The sequence below is a fragment of the Parabacteroides sp. AM58-2XD genome (assembly GCF_003463685.1).
Taxonomy (GTDB): domain Bacteria; phylum Bacteroidota; class Bacteroidia; order Bacteroidales; family Tannerellaceae; genus Parabacteroides; species Parabacteroides segnis.
Map to the genome: position 1 here is coordinate 57,692 of NZ_QSDP01000002.1, position 19,833 is coordinate 77,524.

The window sequence follows — 19,833 nt, forward strand, 5'->3', positions numbered from 1 at the left end:
TTTATTAAAATGACAGATTAACTCCAAATGAATAATTACGTGTTAATGGATAATAATAATTATTTCCAGCTTCAGGGTCAATTCCGTCAAATCCGGTAATCGTGAATAAATTATCGGCACTAAAATAAACCCTCAACCGACTGATACCCGAACCAGAAATCAATTGTTTAGGAATCGAATAACCCAATTGCATGTTTCTCATTTTCAAATAAGAGGCATTTTGTACCCAAAATGTCGATGTTTCCCAGTTTTTCTTGGAGTCTTTCATCGATAAACGTGGGTAAGAAGCATCCAAATTATCCGGTGTCCAGCGATCCAAATGATATTCCGTAACCTTACCACCATTATAGAAAGCCTTATTGACTTCATTTGCCACCATATCTTTAACCATACCTGCCCCTTGCATCAAAGCTGAAAAGTCGAAGTTCTTATACTCAAAACCCAAACGAAGTCCAAAATTAATTTTAGGGAAATAAGTTCCTAAAGACTTACGGTCTTCTTCATTAACCACATTGTCATTATTCAAATCCCTATAAATCAAATCACCCGGTTTGGCATCCCAAATTTGTTTCGGATGAGCATCTATCTCTTCTTGGCTATTGAAAATACCGTCACAAACATATCCATATATATTATTGATCGGATCCCCTACTGAACGCCCAGGAGTATCGCCTCCACTCAAATCAGTAATCTCATTGTGTACGTAGCTGAAATTAAACGTCGCAAAATACCTGAAATCATTAACCTGGTTATTATGGCCTAGCTGCAATTCCAAACCGGTATTACGAACTTTTCCTGCATTCTGTGTCGGTGGAGTCACCCCAACAATATCAGGTATCGGTAACGCCAATAATATATCATGTGTGTTTTTAATGAAGAAATCCCCAGTAAAATTCAATTTTCCATTAAATGCATCCAAATCAACTCCTACATCCACCTGATTCGTCTTTTCCCAAGTGATAATCGAGTTGGCCATCTTTGAATTAATAGAAATACCAGGTGTCAACAGATTACCGAATGTGTAATTTTGTCCAAAAACGTACGTATTATAAAAAGCATAATCACCGATTTCCTGATTACCTAACTGCCCCCAAGAAGCTCTAAGCTTCAGGTTATCAATCCAAGGAACATTAAAAAAGCCCTCTTCAGAAATACGCCAACCGGCAGAAAAAGAAGGGAACGCCCCAAATCTGTTATCCTTCGGGAAACGTGAAGTTCCATCATAACGTAGATTGGCTTCAAGAAGGTATTTATTATCAAACGTATAGTTTATACGACCAAAAACAGATCTCAAAGCGTATTCTACTTGATTACCTTCTGTCTTTTGAGTATTTTCATCTCCTGCATTGATTTCCCCCAAACTATTGTTATTAGGCAAATCTTTTCGGGATGCACCCAGAATGCGATATTGATTATACAATTGAGAATAACCTAACAAACCCTTCAAATTATGTTTACCAAACGTTTTGTCGTAATCCAAATAGGCTTGTAAATTTATTTCAAGCATCTTATTGTCTTTATTACTCACTTCACTACGGAATGTTCTGAAAGGTTCCGTTTCATCTACCCGGTAAAAGTTCATACTTTTAGTAAAACTATGTTCATCTTTCAAATTGAATGTAGCTGCCCCGTTTCCTCTCAACGTCAACCCTTCTATAATTTTATACGCAAAAGATGCACTTCCCTGAAAGTTATTATTATATGTACGGGCAAGTCCACTATTTCTAGCAAATGCCACAGAATTATGTTCATTCAAAAACAAACCATAATTTCCATTTTGGAATTGAATCGGAGTGACCGGAGATTCACGATACGCATTAGCCATTATCCCCCCAATACCACGGGCGGGAGCTGCCATCCGATCCCGATAAGCAGAAAGATTTAATGTAAAATTCAAACGCTCATTCACTTTCATATCCAAATTCGAACGGACATTGAATTTATTATAATCTGTATTAGGAATCAAACCTTCTTTTTCGTGATACCCTAAAGAGACTGAATATTTTACAGCTTCACTTCCTCCATTAATACTCAAATGATGATTATGAAACAGTCCATTTTCAGAAAGCAGGGTACCCAACCAATCACTATTTGCATAATGATCCGGATCGGAACCATCTTTCATTTTTTGTAACTCCTCATCCGAATAAAATGCCTTTTGACCATCATTCGCATAAGCTTCATTTAACAATAGTCCATAATTATAAGAATCCAGATATTTAGGCATTCGAGTTGCTGACTGCCAGCCAACATATCCATCATAAGTAATAACGGGTTTACCGACTGTTCCTCTTTTTGTCGTAATCAATATAACCCCATTTGCCGCACGTACACCGTAAATAGAAGCAGCTGCTGCATCTTTTAATACAGAGATATTCTCTATATCATTAGGGCTTACATTGCTCATTGACGATTCAACTCCATCCACAATGACCATAGCTTCCGAATTTCCCAGTGTACCGATCCCACGAACACGCAAAGTTCCAGTATCTGCTCCTGGTTGTCCTGAATTTTGTGTAATAGTAACACCGGCAATGTTGCCAGTCAACATATTTACAGTATTAGACGTTGTACGGTTTTCCAACAAATCTGATTTTACATTACTAACAGCTCCCGTTAAATTTACTTTTTTCTGAGTACCGTAACCTACAACCACAACTTCTTCCAAGGCTTGAGTATCTTCCTTTAATAAAACCTTGATAACGTTTTTACCTTTTATCGCAATGTCCTGTTGGATATATCCGATAAAAGATACCTGAAGAATAGCACCATCCGAAACTTCAATAGAGAAATTACCCTCCATATCAGTCGTTGTCCCATTTGTAGTACCTTTCTCTACAATATTGGCTCCGGTAATAGGGCCGAATGCATCAGAAACGGTTCCTGTAATCTTCCGTACCTGTTGAGTGACCAAAGCGGGAGCAGGATTGTTTTGAACAGTCAATACAATATGCCGGTCTTTAATCGTATACTTAAGACCTGTTTTTTCAGTAATTACGTCCAATATTTCCTGAATACTGGAGTTTTTCTTTGTGATAGAGATTTTTTCATTCTTATTTACCTCTTCCAAATTATAGAAAAACAAGAACTCTGATTGCTTTTCTATTTGTTTTAATACATTTCCAGTGTTTCCTCTTTTACAGAAACACTTAGTTTGGTTGTTTGTGCATATGTCGCCGCAACAACCTGTGACAGGCAGACGACAAGCATCAACACGGTTAGTTTCATGATATTAATAGTTCTTTTTAGATTTGCAGAAACAACTATACGTTGATTATTCATACTTTAATTGTATTAAGATTAAACACTTCTTCCACGGCAATGGAAGTTTAATTGAATCACACATTTTTCAGAAGGCAACATCCGGCAAGATGTTATCTTCTTTTTTATTACTTTATCCGCTCATATACATTAAATTTAAGAGTTAGAATTTTATTTTTCAGAAATCGTCACATGGTGGTCATCGATCTTATACCTGATCGGGATAGACAGATTTATAATATCCATAATATCCTTTATACTTTGCCCACGGTAAAAAGTACCTGTAAATGTCCGTTTGTTCAATGCTTCGGAATTGACCGTAAACTGAATACCGTAAACATGGCTCAACCGGTCCAAAATTGCTTGTAAACTCTGTTGCGGGAAATAATAATAACCGCTCGTCCAAGAAGAATACTGTTGAGCATCTACATCTTGCAAATAGGACTTTTTCGTATTCCGGTTATAAATAAGCTGTTGGTCCGGTTTCAGAATCGTAGGGTGAGCCATATTTAAAGAAGTCAGACGAACAGAACCTTCGGATAAAGTAGTGACTACTAACGAATCCAACGGGTAAGCCATCACATTGAATTTTGTTCCCAATGCTTCTATATCCTGTTCTTTGGTCTTTACGATGAAAGGTTTGTCTTTTTGTTTGGCAACATCAAAATAGGCCTCTCCTTCCAGATATACGATACGTTTGTCTTTGCCATAATCTTTGTCATAATGGAAAGTTGTTTTAGAGCCCAAACTGATATGTGTTCCGTCCGGCAGTTCAACAACATCGGCTTCCAGTCCGTCTCCTCCGATATATTTGGAATATAAGCTATTATCTTCTTCATGAAAGAACAAGAAATACATAGAACTGATCGCCACAGCCAAAAGGGCTACGGCAGCATAAGTACTGATTTGATACCAAAGATTGAAGCGGCGGGATTGTGAATTTTTCTTTTTATTTAGTAAACGCTCCCAGCTTTCGCTTGTTTCCCAAGGGGTGCTTAAAGGCAAACCAGCATCATACATTGCCTTAATTTCGAAAAATAACTCCTTATTAGAAGCACTCTCGTTCACCCAATTGTAAAAACAGTCTGTTTCTTCCTGGGTAAGATTATTCTGCAAATAACCTATAATTAACTCTGTATGTTCGTTTTCCATGATATTTTCTTTGAATTGTTACCTTTCGGTGACTTAGTCCTTTATGAACTTATAACGAATGGGACATGAAAAGTACTCACACGAAAACAAACTTTTTTTAAAATAAACTAACTAGAAGTTCTAAATCAAGGTGAACAGATAAAAAAATAAATGAGAGCAGTGCTTACGGAGATAAAGCAAGGAACGATATAACTGATTTTCGACCGTACGTACAGACAACCCTAGTTGTTCCGCGATTTCCGCGGCTTTCATACCTTCCAGATAAGAAAGACGAAATATTTCCTGACCACGTTCAGGTAATTCCTCAATTTTTTTCATCAGAAGCTCCAGAAGATCCTTTCGCATGAATAGCTCGTCAGACGATTCAAAATAATCCAGTTCATCCAATTTTAGCTGTATAGCACGGCGGTCGAGTATCTCCTGTTCCATGTTTGAACGACGAAGATGGTCAATACATGCATTACGTACGGCTATATACAAAATTCGCTTCAAGTCATCATCAGGAAGAAGGAAAACCTGCTTATCCCATAATTTCAGGAAAACATCATGCACAATATCCTCTGCAAAGAATCCGGAGACAAACTTGCCCGCAAACCGAAGCAACATTGGCGCATATTCCATATATATGCGCTGATAACAATTTGTCGTCTGATCTTTTACTTCCATATTGCAAACTTATTAAAAATCTCGGAAAACGACCTGTCCCAACTCTATTTTAACGCTATGCTCTTTATAAAACACCTATATACACCTGCTGAAAAAATTATTAAATCCTCCAATCCATACACTAATTAGGGCAATAGCAACAATCCATCAATATATTCAACTACAAAAATTAAAACTCAAAGGCAGTAAGCCACTAAAAGATAAAATATCTGTTAAAGCACCCCATAGTAAACAATAAAATAGGATAAAAGCAGAATAATACCATACCCAAACAAGCTGTTTATAACTACTAAAACCTATCTTTAGCCTTATAAATTAACGAAAGGATAACATTTAAAACATTCTGATATGAAAAAACAAACAGTCATCCTATTCTTACTCCTGGGCCTCAGCCATACAGCATTCGCCCAGCGCGTCATTGAAAACCCTGCTTATGAATTTAAAAGCACAGGTATCAATACGATCACTCAGATAGAGCGAAACAAAGAAGACACACGGGTACAATACATTGCGAATTTATCCCCCACTGGTGGATTTCTTTCGACAGTACTTCTTACATCAAAGATGCGGATACCGGGAAGAAATATTTTCCGACCGGAATCGAAGGAACCGAGTTCGGTAAAAAAACATTTATGCCTGATTCAGGCGACTCGACATTTGTCCTGATCTTTCCTCCTTTCGATAAAAAGATGAAGAAATTCGATTATATCGAATCAGATACTGGAGAAGGTTCAATCTTCGGAATCTCACTGAAAAAAACAAAAGATCAGAAGAAGAAACCGGTGGAAGAAAGCATATACGGGACATGGGAAGATATGGAAAAGCAACTGGCAGCAGAAGCTGCTCCGTCAACCGATTACGGAACCGACTTCTTCCGAAAAGACACAGCCCACCTGCGTGGTTTCCTGAAAGGATACGATCCCAGAGCCGGTTTCAGTACCGGCATGATTTATACCGGTAACGAACTAACTCGCGAAGACTATCCGACTGTCATACAAATCTATCCTGACGGACGTTTCGAAGCTGACTTTCTTTTAAATCATCCCTGGGAAGGTTATATCTCTTTCAAAAGGACTTCCATTCCATTTTATATCGAACCGGGAGAAACCTTATTTATTTCTCTCGACTGGGAAGACTTCCTGATGGCAGACCGATATCGCGATCGCCGGTATGAGTTTAAAAACATAGATTTCAAAGGAGCCTCAGCCGGAATAAACAAAGAACTTAACAGATTTAAAGTAAATACTTTCAATTACCGAAATTTCGAAAAGCAACTAAAAACTCTTGCTCCAGCGGAATTTAAACAACAGCAATTGAACGCTTTGAAAGAGGCTGATAACTCACTGGCAGAAAAACTGAAACAAAATACTGTTTCAATCAAAGGTCAGCAATTACTGAAAAATAAAATACTTCTATCATTTTACGGAGCTTTGTTTGATTATGTTATGACACGGAGGTATTACACCTCTCAGGACTCTACCAATGAAATCCTGAAACAACCGATTCCGGATGATTATTATAACTTCCTTCCGAAGATAAATAGTAACGACAAAAGTTTACTTGTCTCGAATATGTTCAGTTCTTTCATCAACCGTTATGAATATATGGGACCTTTCAACAACGCAGATATGACATTCACCCCCGAGAATAAGCTTGAAATGTTTAGTAAGGGATGGTTACGCAAAGATTCTGTTTTGCGGAATGAATTGCAAGTCACGCCCGGTCTGCTGTTTGAGATTGCAAAGACCCGTTCGCTGAATTATTCACTAGAAATGCTTACACCCAAAGAAGGACATTTGCTGGCTGAAGAAATAAACAACAGCATCTCAGAGCCTTTCCTGAAAGAAGAAACGATGCGTATGTATGCCAAGAAATTTCCGGAAGGCGAAAAACAAGCCTATAAACTTCCGGAAGGGAAGGCTACGGATATTTTCCGTAAAATGACAGACCCACACAAAGGAAAATTTGTTTTAGTCGACTTTTGGGCTACTACCTGCGGACCTTGTATTCACGGCATTAAACAGATGCAGCCGCTAAGAGACAAATATAAAGGAAGTCCGGATCTCGCCTTTGTATATATTACAGATACAGGTGGTTCTCCTGAAGCCTCTTACAATAAATTTATTTCAGAAAATGATATGGGTGACAACCTGTTCCGTTTACCGGAAGATGAATACAACTATCTGCGTCAACTATTCAAATTCAATGGCATACCTCGTTATGTAATGCTGGATCGGGATGGGAATGTGGTCGACGATAATTTCCCCGGACACAATGCAGAGTATGAAATACAACAACTATTCCCAGATAAAAAGTAACCATCTCAAAAGAGTTCATCCTCTTTAAATATACCTGTTAAGAGGGCTTATCAGAGGTACTATTTATCTGATAAGATTTGCCCTTTCCCCACAAGCATGGGGAATATGCCCCACCAGTATGGGGGAAATTCCCCACGCTAATAAAAACGTGGGGAACTTCTTACAGGAAAAATAGAGGAGAATATTCTATTTTAAATCAACTTGACAGAAATGCCTTATTTTTCAATATCCAACCGTAATCACATGGACAGAAGGGTTATCCAGCACAACAGTGGTTGTCGTTCCTGTTTCTGCATTAAAACAACGGATTGTATCTTTCTCCGTATTCTGTACAGTTACTTTCCAACTGTTACCTTTTTTATTTATGCTTAAAATATCCGTCGTATTACTACCGGGATTAATCGCTAAACCATTAGTACAATGAACGGTTTCGATATGATAACGTCTGACATCAACAGGGAATTTCTTTCCGTTATAGACGAAGGTTGCCGTATGTTGCTGTTCATCACTTTGCCAGTCGGTGTTCAACAGATAAATTGTGCGATGGTCTTTGTTATCCCAAACAGTGAAACCTACAGACGGAGCAGATTCGATCCAACCGGAGGAAAGTTCCTTGTTCACGGTTTCCGTAGCTAACTCACACATTGTTTCTTCATACTGGCTTCTCAGAGACGATTCTGCCGGATAAGCAGCCTGCGGGAAGTAGATGATCTTTCCTGATCCGAACGGGATAACGGTCTTTCCATTTAAAGACTTATAATTATCGCCCAACATTTCACGGATAACCGCATCGTTAGTCGGGAACTTTGCCGGCTGGTCAGGTTGAAGTTCGGCATTCAGGTGGGCAGCCGTCAGGACAAGCGTTCCGCCCTCAAATACATAGTTGCGGATGCGGAGGAAGTCGCTTTCATCGAAACTGTTCCAGCCGAGGAATACCATTGCCTTATATTTATTCATCACGTCTTGCGGAGCCTCGATAGGCAGAATATCAATTGTCCCGTAAGGCGTAGAGGTAAACCAGCCGTTAGGGCCACAACCATCAACGATATTATTGGGATAGAAAACTTTCAGGAGATCAAAACTTTCTGTTGCCTTATTAAATTGCCACTTGTCGCCCTTCTGTGACCATAAGCTGCCGCGACCGAACGATTTCCAGGCGTCATTCCTTCCCTGGATAACAGCAACGTTACTTTTCAATTCGCCGCGACGGGTATGTGTTTCTATAAAGTCCAGCACACGATGCTGTGCATATAAATGCTCTTTGCCCGACTTGGAATAACGGTCGTTGGCATATTCGTCCAGCCACAAGGCTTCTTCCGTATTCATATGGGAAGAACCATGCATATAGGCTACGGCAAGCGACATATATAAACGTAAAGAATGTTTCGGGTCGGTAAAAGGCCCCGAACCCCATTGCATGGCATGCAACGTTCCGTAATCCCGTTTGCTGTAAGCACGTGAAGCACCGCGCAACGAAGACAGGATAATTTCTTCAGGACCGTACATCTGCTCGGCTCCCAGCCAGTTATAGCCTGCCTGATATAAATAACGGAACAACGTGGAAGGACCTGTATGGCGGCTGCTCTCTCCTTTTGAGTAACGGAAATTCTCAACCAGCTTGCGGGCACCGTCAGCCATATCCTTGACACCATACGGATCATAATGGATAAAGGTTCCGTGGTCAGTATAAATCGGACGATGTTTAGCAAAGATACCACCGTAGGGACGGTTACGGGCAGCCATATCCGAGAAGACTCCCTGATACAGGAAATGTTGCCAGTAATAATAACCGCCGTCATTTTCATGCGCCTGCTTTCCGCGGAACATCGGAGAAGCCAATGTTTCCAAATCCGGATTGATACGTTTACCGGCCAATGTACGGCCTTCTACCTGCCAGGCATAAGGAACCTGGAGCTTATTCAACAAACCGGTATAATGACGGATAACTTCGGGACGGGCAACGCGGAAACCGCTCCACTGATAGGAAGGACGGAACTGATACCAATTTCCGACCCGCTGGGAGATATACCATTTAAAGAAATAATCATAAGGCGCATACTCCTTATCTATATAAATCTCATCCCCGGAAGAAATGTAAACCTCATCCGGTTCCTTTTCTATTATCTGACGAATTGTTACTTCCGCTTTACGGCTTCCGTCGTCAAAAATCATCGGGACAGCGGAAGCATAATCGCCGGCACGAAACTCAATCACATGCAAACCGGTTTCTTTTAATACCACTTCCTGAGACGCCGGGATAACAGAAGACGGAGCCTGTACCTTCAAACGGACATCCGGCTTATTCGTTTCTACCAGTACACCGAAAGCCGTTCCGGCAGAAACATATTCAGGCACGGAAACAACTTCAAAATCACGGGCACTCTCTTCGATAATCTCCAGCGAACGGAGTTCATAAGAATACGCTGCACGGTTATCCTCTTTGAGCAAAGTCAGTTTCAAATCGCCGTTACCCTGCACAGATGCAGGCAGAAGGATATAAAAGTCCGCTATATCAGAGGCTCTGTCGAAAATATTTCCTTCGTAAACAGTCGTACCGTTAAAATCCAGCTTCCAACGCGGCCAACTGCGGGTAGAAAGGTTACAACCGGTCCAGTAGTTATAATCGTCTGTCTTATCGGCAAACTTTGCAAAAGGTATGGAGCAGACCTGTTTCTTGTTCTGCACCAATCTGGGTGCCTCCACCCAGCACTCACCGCTGAAATGAGTTCCCCCGATACGTAAAAAGGCACATGCGACGTTATCAGGAAGCACGAATGTTTGCGTTACTTGTTGATATTTGCCGGAGCCTGCGGGTACCGGGAAGTAAAGCAACGAATCCGGGCGGTCGTAAATATCGTCTTTATAGCGTCCGGGCTTTTTATAAAACAATTCTATCTGTACGCCAAAGTCACCACCCGCAGAAACGGACAGGTCCTGACGTTTCACTACCGGCAAGGTCACCGTCAGTTCACCGGATTTCAGCAAGTCACCCGAAATACGGTAATAGGCATGCCGCTCGAAGTTATTGTCTTCTCCTTTAAAATATAAGGAATACTTATCTTTCTTTACATGGACGGAATCCAGATTGTCGTCAATATAAAATTCCGACCGCCTGAACATCTCCTCTCCTCTTTTTTCAAAAGGAGCCGGCATTTTTACTCCGCCGACAACACGAAGGAATCTACGCACAGGATAGGCTTCCTGTTTAAACGAAACTGTTTCGGAAACACTGCTTCCGGGAGTTAACAAATGAACCTTTTCACCACCGGAAGGTGTGAAAATCACCGTTCTGTTCTCAGTCTGCACACCATCGGCAAAGAGATAGAAGACGGATAAAAACTGGCAAATCAGAAGATAAAAGATTTTTTTCATAACTAATACTCAGAGATGTCTGTTAATAAATCAGGTCAAATGTACGACTAATTTCCATTGGTTTTATGTACTTTTGCCTTTTCATTGAATGAATAGAAAGAAAATGATCGTTATCAGAGATACGGATTTATTAAAAGGGAAAAGACTGGTTGCTACCATCGGTTTCTTCGACGGAGTTCATCTGGGACATCGGTTCCTGATCAATGAACTGAAGGAAGTTGCGAAGACGAAAGGCCTGCCTTCGGCCGTTATTACCTTTCCGGAGCATCCGCGTGCCGTATTGCATTCGGATTATCAGCCAAATTACTTAATTCATTTGAGGAAAAACTGGAACAACTGGCTACCACCGGCATAGATTACTGCATCGTTCTCGACTTCACGGTGGAGCTATCCCGCCTGACGGCACAGGAATTTATCAGTTCCATACTGGCGGAGAAATTACATGTAGCCGCTCTACTGATCGGTTATGACCATCGTTTCGGCCATGACCGGAAAGACGGTTTTGAGCAATATGTTGTTTATGGTGCAGCCTGTGGGATGGAGGTAATCAAAGCATCGCCTTACGATGAAGGACGTACGACTGTAAGTTCTTCCGAGATCAGGAAATTATTGACAGACGGTAATGTGGAAGATGCCGGCCGGTTACTCACCTACCCTTATCAGCTACGGGGAACGATTGTAAACGGCTACAAAGTCGGACGCAAACTGGGATTCCCTACAGCCAATATACAGGTGGACGAACCTTTTAAAATTGTACCGGGGATCGGGGTTTATGCAGTCTGGGTCTATCTGAAAGGAGAGAAATATAAAGGAATGCTCTACATCGGCGACCGTCCTACACTTCAGAATGGCGACAATATTACACTGGAAGTGAATATACTGGACTTCTCCGGAGATATCTATAATAATGAAATAACTGTTGCGTTTATATATTATGTACGGGGGGATGTCAAATTTAATTCCCTGGAAGAACTGATAGAACAGCTCGGACATGACAGGAAGACGGTGGACAGGCTATTGACGGAATGTAACACACCCCCTGCCCCCTCTCAAGAGGGGAATTGAGATACAACCGGTAACTAAATTCAATAATCTGAATAGATGGAACTTTACTACGAAGCAATAGATACTTTGAAAGGGATGATCAGCCGTCCCTCTTTCAGCCGGGATGAAGCGGCTGTAGCCGACTTTTTACAACAGACATGGCAAGCTGCAGGGCATACGGTACACCGTAAAGGGAATAATCTGTGGATCGTTTCTCCCGGTTTCGACCTGAATAAACCGACGCTGTTGCTGAACTCACATATCGACACCGTAAAACCGGCCTCCGGCTGGACGAAAGACCCTTTCAATCCCGAAGAGGGCGAAGAGGAAAAGTTATACGGTCTGGGCAGCAATGACGCCGGGGCAAGCGTAGTCTCCCTGTATTCGGCTTTCACACTACTGACCGGTAAAGAACAGGCTTATAATCTGATTTTCCTGGCATCCTGCGAGGAGGAAGTATCAGGAAAGAACGGATTGGAAAGTGCACTGGCAGACCTTCCGCCCATTGCTTTTGCCATCGTCGGAGAACCGACCGGCATGCAGCCAGCCGTTGCCGAAAAAGGTTGATGGTCCTTGATTGCGTAGCAACCGGAAAAGCTGGTCATGCTGCCCGTAATGAAGGAATCAATGCTATCACATTGGCTATAAAAGATATTGAATGGTTCAACACCTACCAGTTTCCGGAGAAGAGTGATTTCCTCGGACCGGTAAAAATGAGCGTTACAATTATCCATGCCGGCACACAACACAACGTTGTTCCTGACCGCTGCGAATTCACGGTCGATATACGTACAAATGAATTTTACCCCAATGAAAAACTGTTCGAGCTGATCAAAGAGCAAGTGAATTGTGAAGTAAAAGCACGCAGTTTCCGTTTGAACTCAACCCGTACGGAACTGGATCACCCATTTGTACAAAGAGCCATCATGATGGGAAAAGAACCGTTCGGTTCGCCTACGCTCAGCGACCAGGCACTCATGCCGTTCCCTTCCGTCAAGATAGGCCCGGGAAACTCCGCCCGTTCGCATGCGGCAGACGAGTATATCGGCTGATGGAGATCAGGGAGGCGATAGATACGTATGTCCGTTTACTGGATGGATTGAAATTATAATCGTATGCTGAAAAAAATACTGGGGACAATTGGAACACGCTATCTGATTGCCTTTCTTAATCTAATGCTCATTTTCATTAATGCCAAAGCATTGGGTGTGGAAGGGGTTGGCTTGGTGGGTATCATCCTGGCCTCAGTAAATATAGCCGTTGTATTCAATGGGGTACTTTCAGGCAATACGATCGTATATTTTATGAACCGTTATTCCATACATACTATTTTGTTCCCGGCTTATGCATGGCCTCTGATAGGATCCGGATTAGCGTGTGCCTCCATGTTACTATTCGGACTATTTCCAAAAGAGTACCTGACAGATATATATGTGCTGTCATTGATCTCCTCTTTTATTACAACCAACGCCCGCTTTCTGCTGGGCAAAGACAGGATTACAGGATTTAATCTGACTTACATGCTGCAAGGCGGATTATTGTTCTTCATCCTTTTATACTTTTATTATATAGCAGGAAAACAAGAAGTTTCATCCTATATTTACGGATTATACATCACTTACGGCATTGCTTTCATCGGCAGTCTGATATTACTTTTTCCCTTTCTGACCAAAAGAGAAAATAAGCCTACAAACAAACCGTTTATCGCAATCCTAAAAGAAATGTTTACCTATGGACTTTGGGGTAGTGCCGACAATATAGCCGAAGTACTGACCACCCGGCTAAACTATTTCTTGATCCAGCGGTTTGCCGGACTGGGTAGTGTCGGATTACTCGATGCCGGGACAAAAATATCGGAAAGCGTCTGGCATATCAGTCGGAGTGTCAGTTTCATCGAATACAGCAGCGTAGCACAAACGACCAATGCAGGAGAACAAAAAAGGACTACATTAAAACTATTCAAACTTACCTTCTGTGCAATTACATCTGCAACCATCTGTATTCTGTTTATACCGGAATGGGTTTACACCGATTACCTGTTCAGCCCCGAATTTACCGGCATGCGAAAAATTATATTCGGCTTGTCCATCGGAATTATTGCATTAGGGTGCAACAGCATACTCAGCCATTACTTCATTGGAAGCGGGAAAATACGTTATAGTGCAGTCAGTTCATGCGTCGGACTTACAACTTTATTCATAGCAGGTCACATACTGATACCTGTTTACGGTGTCGTCGGCTCAGCCATCAGTACCAGTATTGCGTTCTGTGCCATGTTGATATTCTCAGTTACAGTATTCTGCCGCCAAAACCAAACCAGGCTAAGCGAATTCATTCCCGATAAAGAAGATTTTCGGGAACTGATAAAACGGATACGGGAAAAACTCGAAACAAAATAAAAAGGGCGGCATACAGATACTCTCTGCATACCACCCGCATTTCTATTATAATTCAATCTGTTTTCTTAATACCGGAAACTTCCTCCCCCCAGGAACTCGCGTAAAAGCGAAGTGCCGGGCAGGCCGACGTCCGGAATATAATTAAAGTAACGGAGGAAACGCAACAGGCGGTAGGCTTCTGCGTTTTCTTCATCACTCTCACGTACTTCGGCCAGGATCGGTTCGGCAAACTTGCGCAAAGCCGCCAACTCATACAGCATGGCGCTGTTGAACATGGCGTCCGCATTTTCCTGGTAAGGGAAAATCCATTTATCCTCTCCCCGCCGCACACTCGGCCAGCGGGCAATCGTATCTTTGGCCGAATAACCGCGGAAACGGTAATCACGGATGATACGACGCAACAGACGGTTATCGGTAGTCGGTATCCAGTTATGGTTATCCAAAGAGATGGATGTCAGGACGGAAACATACACCCGGTATTTATATTTATCCTCTATCATAGATGTCAGTTCCGGATTCAACGCATGGATACCTTCAATCACCAGGACTGAATTTTCACGCATCTTCAGTTTCTTACCTTTATAGATACGTTTACCCGAACCAAAATCAAAAGTAGGCACTTCTATTTCTTTCCCCGCCAACAAATCCTTCATCTCGCTGTTAAAATAAGGCAGATCGAGGGCATAAAGCGATTCGAAATCATAATCGCCCGTCTCGTCTTTCGGCGTATCTTCCCGGTTGAGGAAATAATCATCGAGCGAAATAGCCACAGGATGGATCAGATTCGTTATCAACTGGACTTCCAAACGCTTGCAGAAAGTTGTCTTTCCGGAAGACGAAGGTCCCGAGATCAGAACAATACGGACACCATCTTCATATCTCTTCGCAATCTCTTCCGCTATCTTAGCAACCTGTTTTTCCTGCATTGCTTCCGAAACCATTATAATTTCGGAAGTATGCCCCTTCTCGATAGCCCGGTTCAGGTCGCCCACATTATTCAAATCCAGTGTGCGCTGCAAAGTCAGATGCTCTTTATAAGCCTCGAACATCTTATCCTGCGTGATAGCCGGCTCCAGTTCCAGCGGATTACTTCTCTTCGGTATCTGAAGCAACACCCCGTCGAAATACGGAACGATATCGAACAACTGGATATAACCGGTGGAAGGCGTCAGACAGCCATAAAAGAAATTGATATAGCCATCCAGTTCATAATACGAAGTGTAAGGCATCCCGGCAGTCTCGATCAGACGCGCCTTGTCATTCATTCCCCGTTCACGGAAAAGGACAGCCGCATCCACCATCCGGACTGTTTTATGCAGGAAAGGCATATCGGCATCGATAATTTCACGCATACGCTTCTTGATCTTGTCGATTGTTTCAAGATCGATCTTTTTGCCATTATGGATTACACAGTAGTAACCTTTCGATATCGGATGTTCCAAATTTAATGTTGCGGAAGGCAACACATCATTGACCGCCTTTGAGAAAATATGACAAAGGGAACGGACATACGTACGCAACCCGGAAAGCTGAGTATAATCCACAAACTCAACATCTTTCGGATGCCAGCAATGGAAATTCAGGCCTTCCACCTTGTTATTCACTTTTGCATTCATCGGGCGGTAACGCAGAGGCGCCCCCATCATCGTATAAATATCCAATAAAGAGGAACCGATTGGTACCTCTTTATAAGTATTGTTATTTTTGCAATAAATTGTGATTGTTTCAGACATATTATATCAGTTATTATTTGTAGTTTTGCTGCCTAAAGTTAGGAATATTAATCGGATATACTTCCAGGTATAACTATTTTTTGATGGATAATACAATTTTTACCGTACTTAAACTGCTCGGCTCTTTGGCCCTCTTGATGTACGGAATGAAAGTTATGAGTGAAGGTCTCCAGAAGTTAACAGGAGACCGTCTGCGTAATATCCTTGGCGCCATGACTACAAACCGGTTTACCGGATTGCTCACGGGAGCATTCGTTACAGCCGCTGTCCAGTCATCCACCGCTACCACCGTTATGACCGTTAGTTTCGTAAACGCCGGTCTCCTTACCTTGACACAAGCTATATCCGTTATTATGGGAGCCAACATAGGGACGACAGTCACTGCGTGGATTATGTCTGTCTTCGGTTTCCAGTTTAATATGTCCAATGTCATTTATCCCCTGTTTGCATTATCTCTCCCCTTAATATTCTCTAAAAAAAGCGGACGCAAGTCATTCGGTGAATTCGTGTTCGGGTTCGCTTTTATGTTTTTAGGACTAACGACTTTGAGGGAGAATGCGATGCACATGGACCTGGAACACAACCAGGTACTCCTGTCTTTTATCGCATCCTGCAAAGAATGGGGAATGTTCTCCGTACTGTTGTTCCTGCTGATCGGAGGCATTATAACAATGGCAGTACAGTCATCGGCGGCCGTTATGGCTATTACATTAATATTATGTTCAAGCGGCGTATTAGACCTGTATCTGGGTATTGCGCTGGTGATGGGAGAGAACATCGGAACGACGGTAACCTCCAATATCGCAGCTCTCACCGGTAATGCACAGGCACGAAGGGCGGCATTTGCCCATTTCATATTCAATTTTTTCGGAGTTATTTGGGTGCTTTGTGTCTTCCATCCGTTTATTGACGCCGTAACACGTATCGTCGATGACCTTGCACCCAATACACCCAAAGACATTGCGATCACCTATATGTTGTCGGCATTCCATACTGCGTTTAACATTTGCAATGTATTGATATTAATATGGTTCATTAAACCGATTGAACGATTGGTTTGTTTAGTGATCAAATCAAAGCCGGAAGACGAAGAGTATCGCCTGCGTTACATCACAGGCGGTTTGCTTTCGACAGGCGAATTGTCTATTCTGCAAGCGAATAAGGAGATATCCCTTTTTGCCGAACGAACAACACGCATGTTCAGCATGGTAAAAGATGTGTTTTACGAAAAGGACGAGGACACCTTCATGAAAACGTATAACCGGATTGAAAAATACGAGAACATCAGCGACCACATGGAGATAGAGATAGCCAACTATCTTACCCTCGTTGCAGAAGGCCGCCTGAGTTCGGAAAGTAAGGAAGAAATCCGTATCATGCTACGTGCCGTATCGGAAATAGAAAGTATTGCCGACTCCTGTAATAACCTGGCACGTACCATCAAACACAGGAATGAAGGGAAGTCTGTCTTTACCGACAAACAGAACCATAACATAGACAAGATTTTCGAACTGGTGACGAAATCGTTGTATCAAATGAACTCGATACTGAAAAAGCCGGAGTTGACGCACGACGACATCAACCCGTCTTACAATATCGAAAACGAAATAAACAATTATCGCAACCTGTTGAAACAACATAATGTAGAAGATATCAATAATAAGGAATACCAGTATCAGGACGGGGTATATTATATGGATATCGTCAGCGAAGCTGAAAAGCTGGGAGATTATGTCCTGAATGTTGTACAGGCTGTTATAGAGAAGAAAATATAAGTATGCATACATTCATTTTAATCGGATATTTATCCACTTAAATTTATATAAATGGACTATTCTTTTTTTGATTTTCTTACGCTTGTAGGAGCATTAGGTATGTTCCTATACGGAATGAAAGTAATGAGTGAAGGTCTGCAAAAAGTCGCAGGAGACAAGTTACGCAGCATTCTCTCGGTAATGACGACTAACCGGTTTACAGGTGTTCTGACCGGGATTCTGATTACAGCACTCATCCAGTCATCCAGTGCCACTACCGTGATGGTTGTCAGTTTCGTTAATGCGGGACTTCTGACGCTAACCCAATCAATCAGTGTCATCATGGGAGCCAACGTCGGTACGACGGTTACGGCATGGATCATCTCTCTCTTCGGATTTAAAGTCGACATCAGTGTCTTCTCGCTGCCGCTCATCGGATTATGTATTCCGCTGATATTTTCCGGCAAGAGTAAACGAAAATCATGGGGTGAATTTTTAATGGGTTTTGCCTTCCTCTTCATGGGGCTATCCTATCTGAAATCTTCAGTACCCGACCTGCAAAGCAATCCTCAAATCCTTTCTTTCTTACAAGATTATACCTCTTTGGGATATCCTTCCCTCCTTATATTTCTCCTTTTAGGAACCATTCTTACAGTTATCGTTCAATCATCCAGTGCTACCGTTGCCATCACATTGATTATGTGTACGCAGGGATGGATTCCTTTCGAGATGGCGGCAGCAATGGTACTGGGAGAAAATATCGGAACAACCATTACAGCGAATATTGCGGCTATTTCGGCGAACGTTTCGGCCCGGCGTGCTGCAATCGCCCACCTGATGTTTAACGTATTCGGGGTATGTTGGGTTATGGCACTGTTCTATCCGTTCACCAGCATGATCACCTGGATCGTTACAAACTATGGCCCGGGCGACCCGAATGAGATGACGCAGTTCCTGAGTACACTCGATCCGAAGACGATCTCCCTGATCACTTCCAGCGCGCAGATCACAGATCCGCACCTGCTCGCTTTGCAAAAGCAATTACTCACATTACAGGTATCCGTTTCCTACGGTCTTTCCCTGTTCCATACCGTATTCAATATAACAAACGTTTGTATCATGATCTGGTTCGTGAAGTTCTACGTATATGTTTGTTCAGCCCTGATCAAACCGAAGAACGTAAGCGACGAAGAAGAGTTCCAGTTGAAATACATTCCTTCCGGTATGCTCTCTACTTCCGAGTTATCATTGATGCAGGCTAAGAAAGAGATTGCCGTATTCGGAGAACGTACACAACGTATGTTCGGTATGGTTAAAGACCTGTTCTATGAGAAGAACGAAGACAACTTCCTGAAGATATACAGTCGCATCGAAAAGTACGAGAACATCAGTGACCGTATGGAAATCGAGATTGCCAACTATCTGACATTCGTTGCTGAAGGACGCCTGAGTTCTGAAGGTAAGGAAGAAATCCGTATCATGTTGCGTACCGTGACGGAAATAGAAAGTATCGCCGACTCCTGCAACAATCTGGCACGTGGCATCAGACGCCGCAACGAAGGCAAATCCGAGTTTACCGATGAGCAGAACCACAACATCGACCAGATGTTCGCCCTGCTTGAAAAGGCCCTGACCCGGATGAATGAAATCCTCCACATGCAGGAAGTCGTTCACGACGATATCAACCAGTCTTACAACATTGAAAACGAGATCAACAATTATCGCAACCAGTTGAAGATACACAATATGGAAGATGTCAACAATAAGAAATACCAGTATCAGGACGGTGTTTATTATATGGACCTTGTCGGTGAATCCGAAAAACTGGGTGACTATGTATTAAATGTAGTACAGGCCGTTATCGAAAAGAAAATATAACCATAAACTTTTATGGTTACCAAGTAAAAGCTCTTTCCGTTTATCCGGGAAGGGCTTTTTCATTATCCGATAGTCCCGGAGAGAAAACTACCTTATTCATCATAGTATCATATATTATGATACAACATTCTCATAATATATGCGATTATAATATCATAATATATGATACTTCAATTTCCTTATAGAGTAATCCCATACAAGTCAGGAGAGAAATAAACAGGGAGAGTGGCAAAGAGAAGGAAAGGTCTATAAACAA

The 19,833-nt window shown here is 42.1% G+C and carries 11 protein-coding genes and 2 pseudogenes; 7 read left to right on the top strand and 6 right to left on the bottom strand.

Going from position 1 to position 19,833, the window contains the following annotated elements; genetic code table 11:
• Window positions 1–4 precede the first annotated feature (4 nt).
• From DXA15_RS00915 to DXA15_RS00925, 4 genes are all read right to left on the bottom strand, one after another.
• Complete coding sequence (locus DXA15_RS00915) at window positions 5–3,085, bottom strand: TonB-dependent receptor (RefSeq protein ID WP_369683035.1); 3,081 nt, start codon at window positions 3,083–3,085, stop codon at window positions 5–7.
• 26 nt (window positions 3,086–3,111) lie between these two features.
• Complete coding sequence (locus DXA15_RS25220; protein ID WP_158579627.1) at window positions 3,112–3,282, bottom strand: hypothetical protein; 171 nt, start codon at window positions 3,280–3,282, stop codon at window positions 3,112–3,114.
• Window positions 3,283–3,432: 150 nt separating this feature from the next.
• Entirely contained in the window at window positions 3,433–4,413 is a 981-nt protein-coding gene (locus DXA15_RS00920; protein ID WP_128132829.1) for a FecR family protein, read from the bottom strand.
• Between the two features lie 120 nt (window positions 4,414–4,533).
• On the bottom strand, window positions 4,534–5,079 hold the full coding sequence (locus DXA15_RS00925) for an RNA polymerase sigma-70 factor (protein ID WP_128132830.1): 546 nt from the start codon (window positions 5,077–5,079) through the stop codon (window positions 4,534–4,536).
• 348 nt (window positions 5,080–5,427) lie between these two features.
• On the opposite strand from DXA15_RS00925, the gene DXA15_RS25715 reads away from it, so the two are divergent.
• Both DXA15_RS25715 and DXA15_RS00930 read left to right on the top strand, forming a co-directional pair.
• Window positions 5,428–5,745, top strand: coding sequence for a hypothetical protein (locus DXA15_RS25715; protein WP_233566622.1), 318 nt, complete (start codon window positions 5,428–5,430; stop codon window positions 5,743–5,745).
• Entirely contained in the window at window positions 5,712–7,397 is a 1,686-nt protein-coding gene (locus DXA15_RS00930) for a TlpA disulfide reductase family protein (protein ID WP_233566625.1), read from the top strand. The genes DXA15_RS25715 and DXA15_RS00930 overlap by 34 nt, the downstream gene beginning before the upstream one ends.
• A 222-nt stretch (window positions 7,398–7,619) precedes the next feature.
• Here the strand turns inward: DXA15_RS00930 and DXA15_RS00935 are convergent, their stop codons facing one another.
• Window positions 7,620–10,769 (bottom strand): hypothetical protein, encoded by a 3,150-nt coding sequence (locus DXA15_RS00935; protein WP_128132831.1) that lies wholly within the window; start codon window positions 10,767–10,769, stop codon window positions 7,620–7,622.
• A 103-nt stretch (window positions 10,770–10,872) separates the two neighbouring features.
• Here DXA15_RS00935 and ribF point away from each other — a divergent pair.
• The 3 genes and pseudogenes from ribF (at window position 10,873) to DXA15_RS00950 (ending at window position 14,212) form a co-directional block, all read left to right on the top strand.
• Window positions 10,873–11,834 (top strand): annotated as a pseudogene (gene ribF / locus DXA15_RS00940) (riboflavin biosynthesis protein RibF).
• Window positions 11,835–11,870: 36 nt separating this feature from the next.
• Window positions 11,871–12,924: pseudogene (locus DXA15_RS00945) on the top strand (M20 family metallo-hydrolase).
• A gap of 4 nt (window positions 12,925–12,928) precedes the next feature.
• Window positions 12,929–14,212, top strand: coding sequence for a lipopolysaccharide biosynthesis protein (locus tag DXA15_RS00950; protein ID WP_128132832.1), 1,284 nt, complete (start codon window positions 12,929–12,931; stop codon window positions 14,210–14,212).
• 65 nt (window positions 14,213–14,277) lie between these two features.
• On the opposite strand, the gene DXA15_RS00955 is transcribed toward DXA15_RS00950, so the two are convergent.
• The gene (locus DXA15_RS00955; protein WP_128132833.1) at window positions 14,278–15,945 is read right to left on the bottom strand and encodes a nucleoside kinase; all 1,668 of its coding nucleotides are present in this window, start codon (window positions 15,943–15,945) and stop codon (window positions 14,278–14,280) included.
• An 83-nt stretch (window positions 15,946–16,028) separates the two neighbouring features.
• Between DXA15_RS00955 and DXA15_RS00960 the strand changes: the two genes are divergently transcribed.
• Together DXA15_RS00960 and DXA15_RS00965 are read left to right on the top strand one after the other, a co-directional pair.
• A complete protein-coding gene (locus DXA15_RS00960) occupies window positions 16,029–17,720 on the top strand; it encodes a Na/Pi cotransporter family protein (RefSeq protein ID WP_128132834.1) in 1,692 nt (563 codons plus the stop codon).
• A 51-nt stretch (window positions 17,721–17,771) separates the two neighbouring features.
• A complete protein-coding gene (locus DXA15_RS00965) occupies window positions 17,772–19,577 on the top strand; it encodes a Na/Pi cotransporter family protein (RefSeq protein WP_009860126.1) in 1,806 nt (601 codons plus the stop codon).
• Window positions 19,578–19,833: the final 256 nt, after the last annotated feature.

Bases quoted from the DNA above. Each gene is read 5' to 3' on its own strand.
- DXA15_RS25220 (WP_158579627.1), bottom strand. From the start codon at position 3,282: ATGAATAATCAACGTATAGTTGTTTCTGCAAATCTAAAAAGAACTATT.
- DXA15_RS00920 (WP_128132829.1), bottom strand. From the start codon at position 4,413: ATGGAAAACGAACATACAGAGTTAATTATAGGTTATTTGCAGAATAAT.
- DXA15_RS00925 (WP_128132830.1), bottom strand. From the start codon at position 5,079: ATGGAAGTAAAAGATCAGACGACAAATTGTTATCAGCGCATATATATG.
- DXA15_RS25715 (WP_233566622.1), top strand. From the start codon at position 5,428: ATGAAAAAACAAACAGTCATCCTATTCTTACTCCTGGGCCTCAGCCAT.
- DXA15_RS00930 (WP_233566625.1), top strand. From the start codon at position 5,712: ATGCCTGATTCAGGCGACTCGACATTTGTCCTGATCTTTCCTCCTTTC.
- DXA15_RS00935 (WP_128132831.1), bottom strand. From the start codon at position 10,769: ATGAAAAAAATCTTTTATCTTCTGATTTGCCAGTTTTTATCCGTCTTC.
- DXA15_RS00950 (WP_128132832.1), top strand. From the start codon at position 12,929: ATGCTGAAAAAAATACTGGGGACAATTGGAACACGCTATCTGATTGCC.
- DXA15_RS00955 (WP_128132833.1), bottom strand. From the start codon at position 15,945: ATGTCTGAAACAATCACAATTTATTGCAAAAATAACAATACTTATAAA.
- DXA15_RS00960 (WP_128132834.1), top strand. From the start codon at position 16,029: ATGGATAATACAATTTTTACCGTACTTAAACTGCTCGGCTCTTTGGCC.
- DXA15_RS00965 (WP_009860126.1), top strand. From the start codon at position 17,772: ATGGACTATTCTTTTTTTGATTTTCTTACGCTTGTAGGAGCATTAGGT.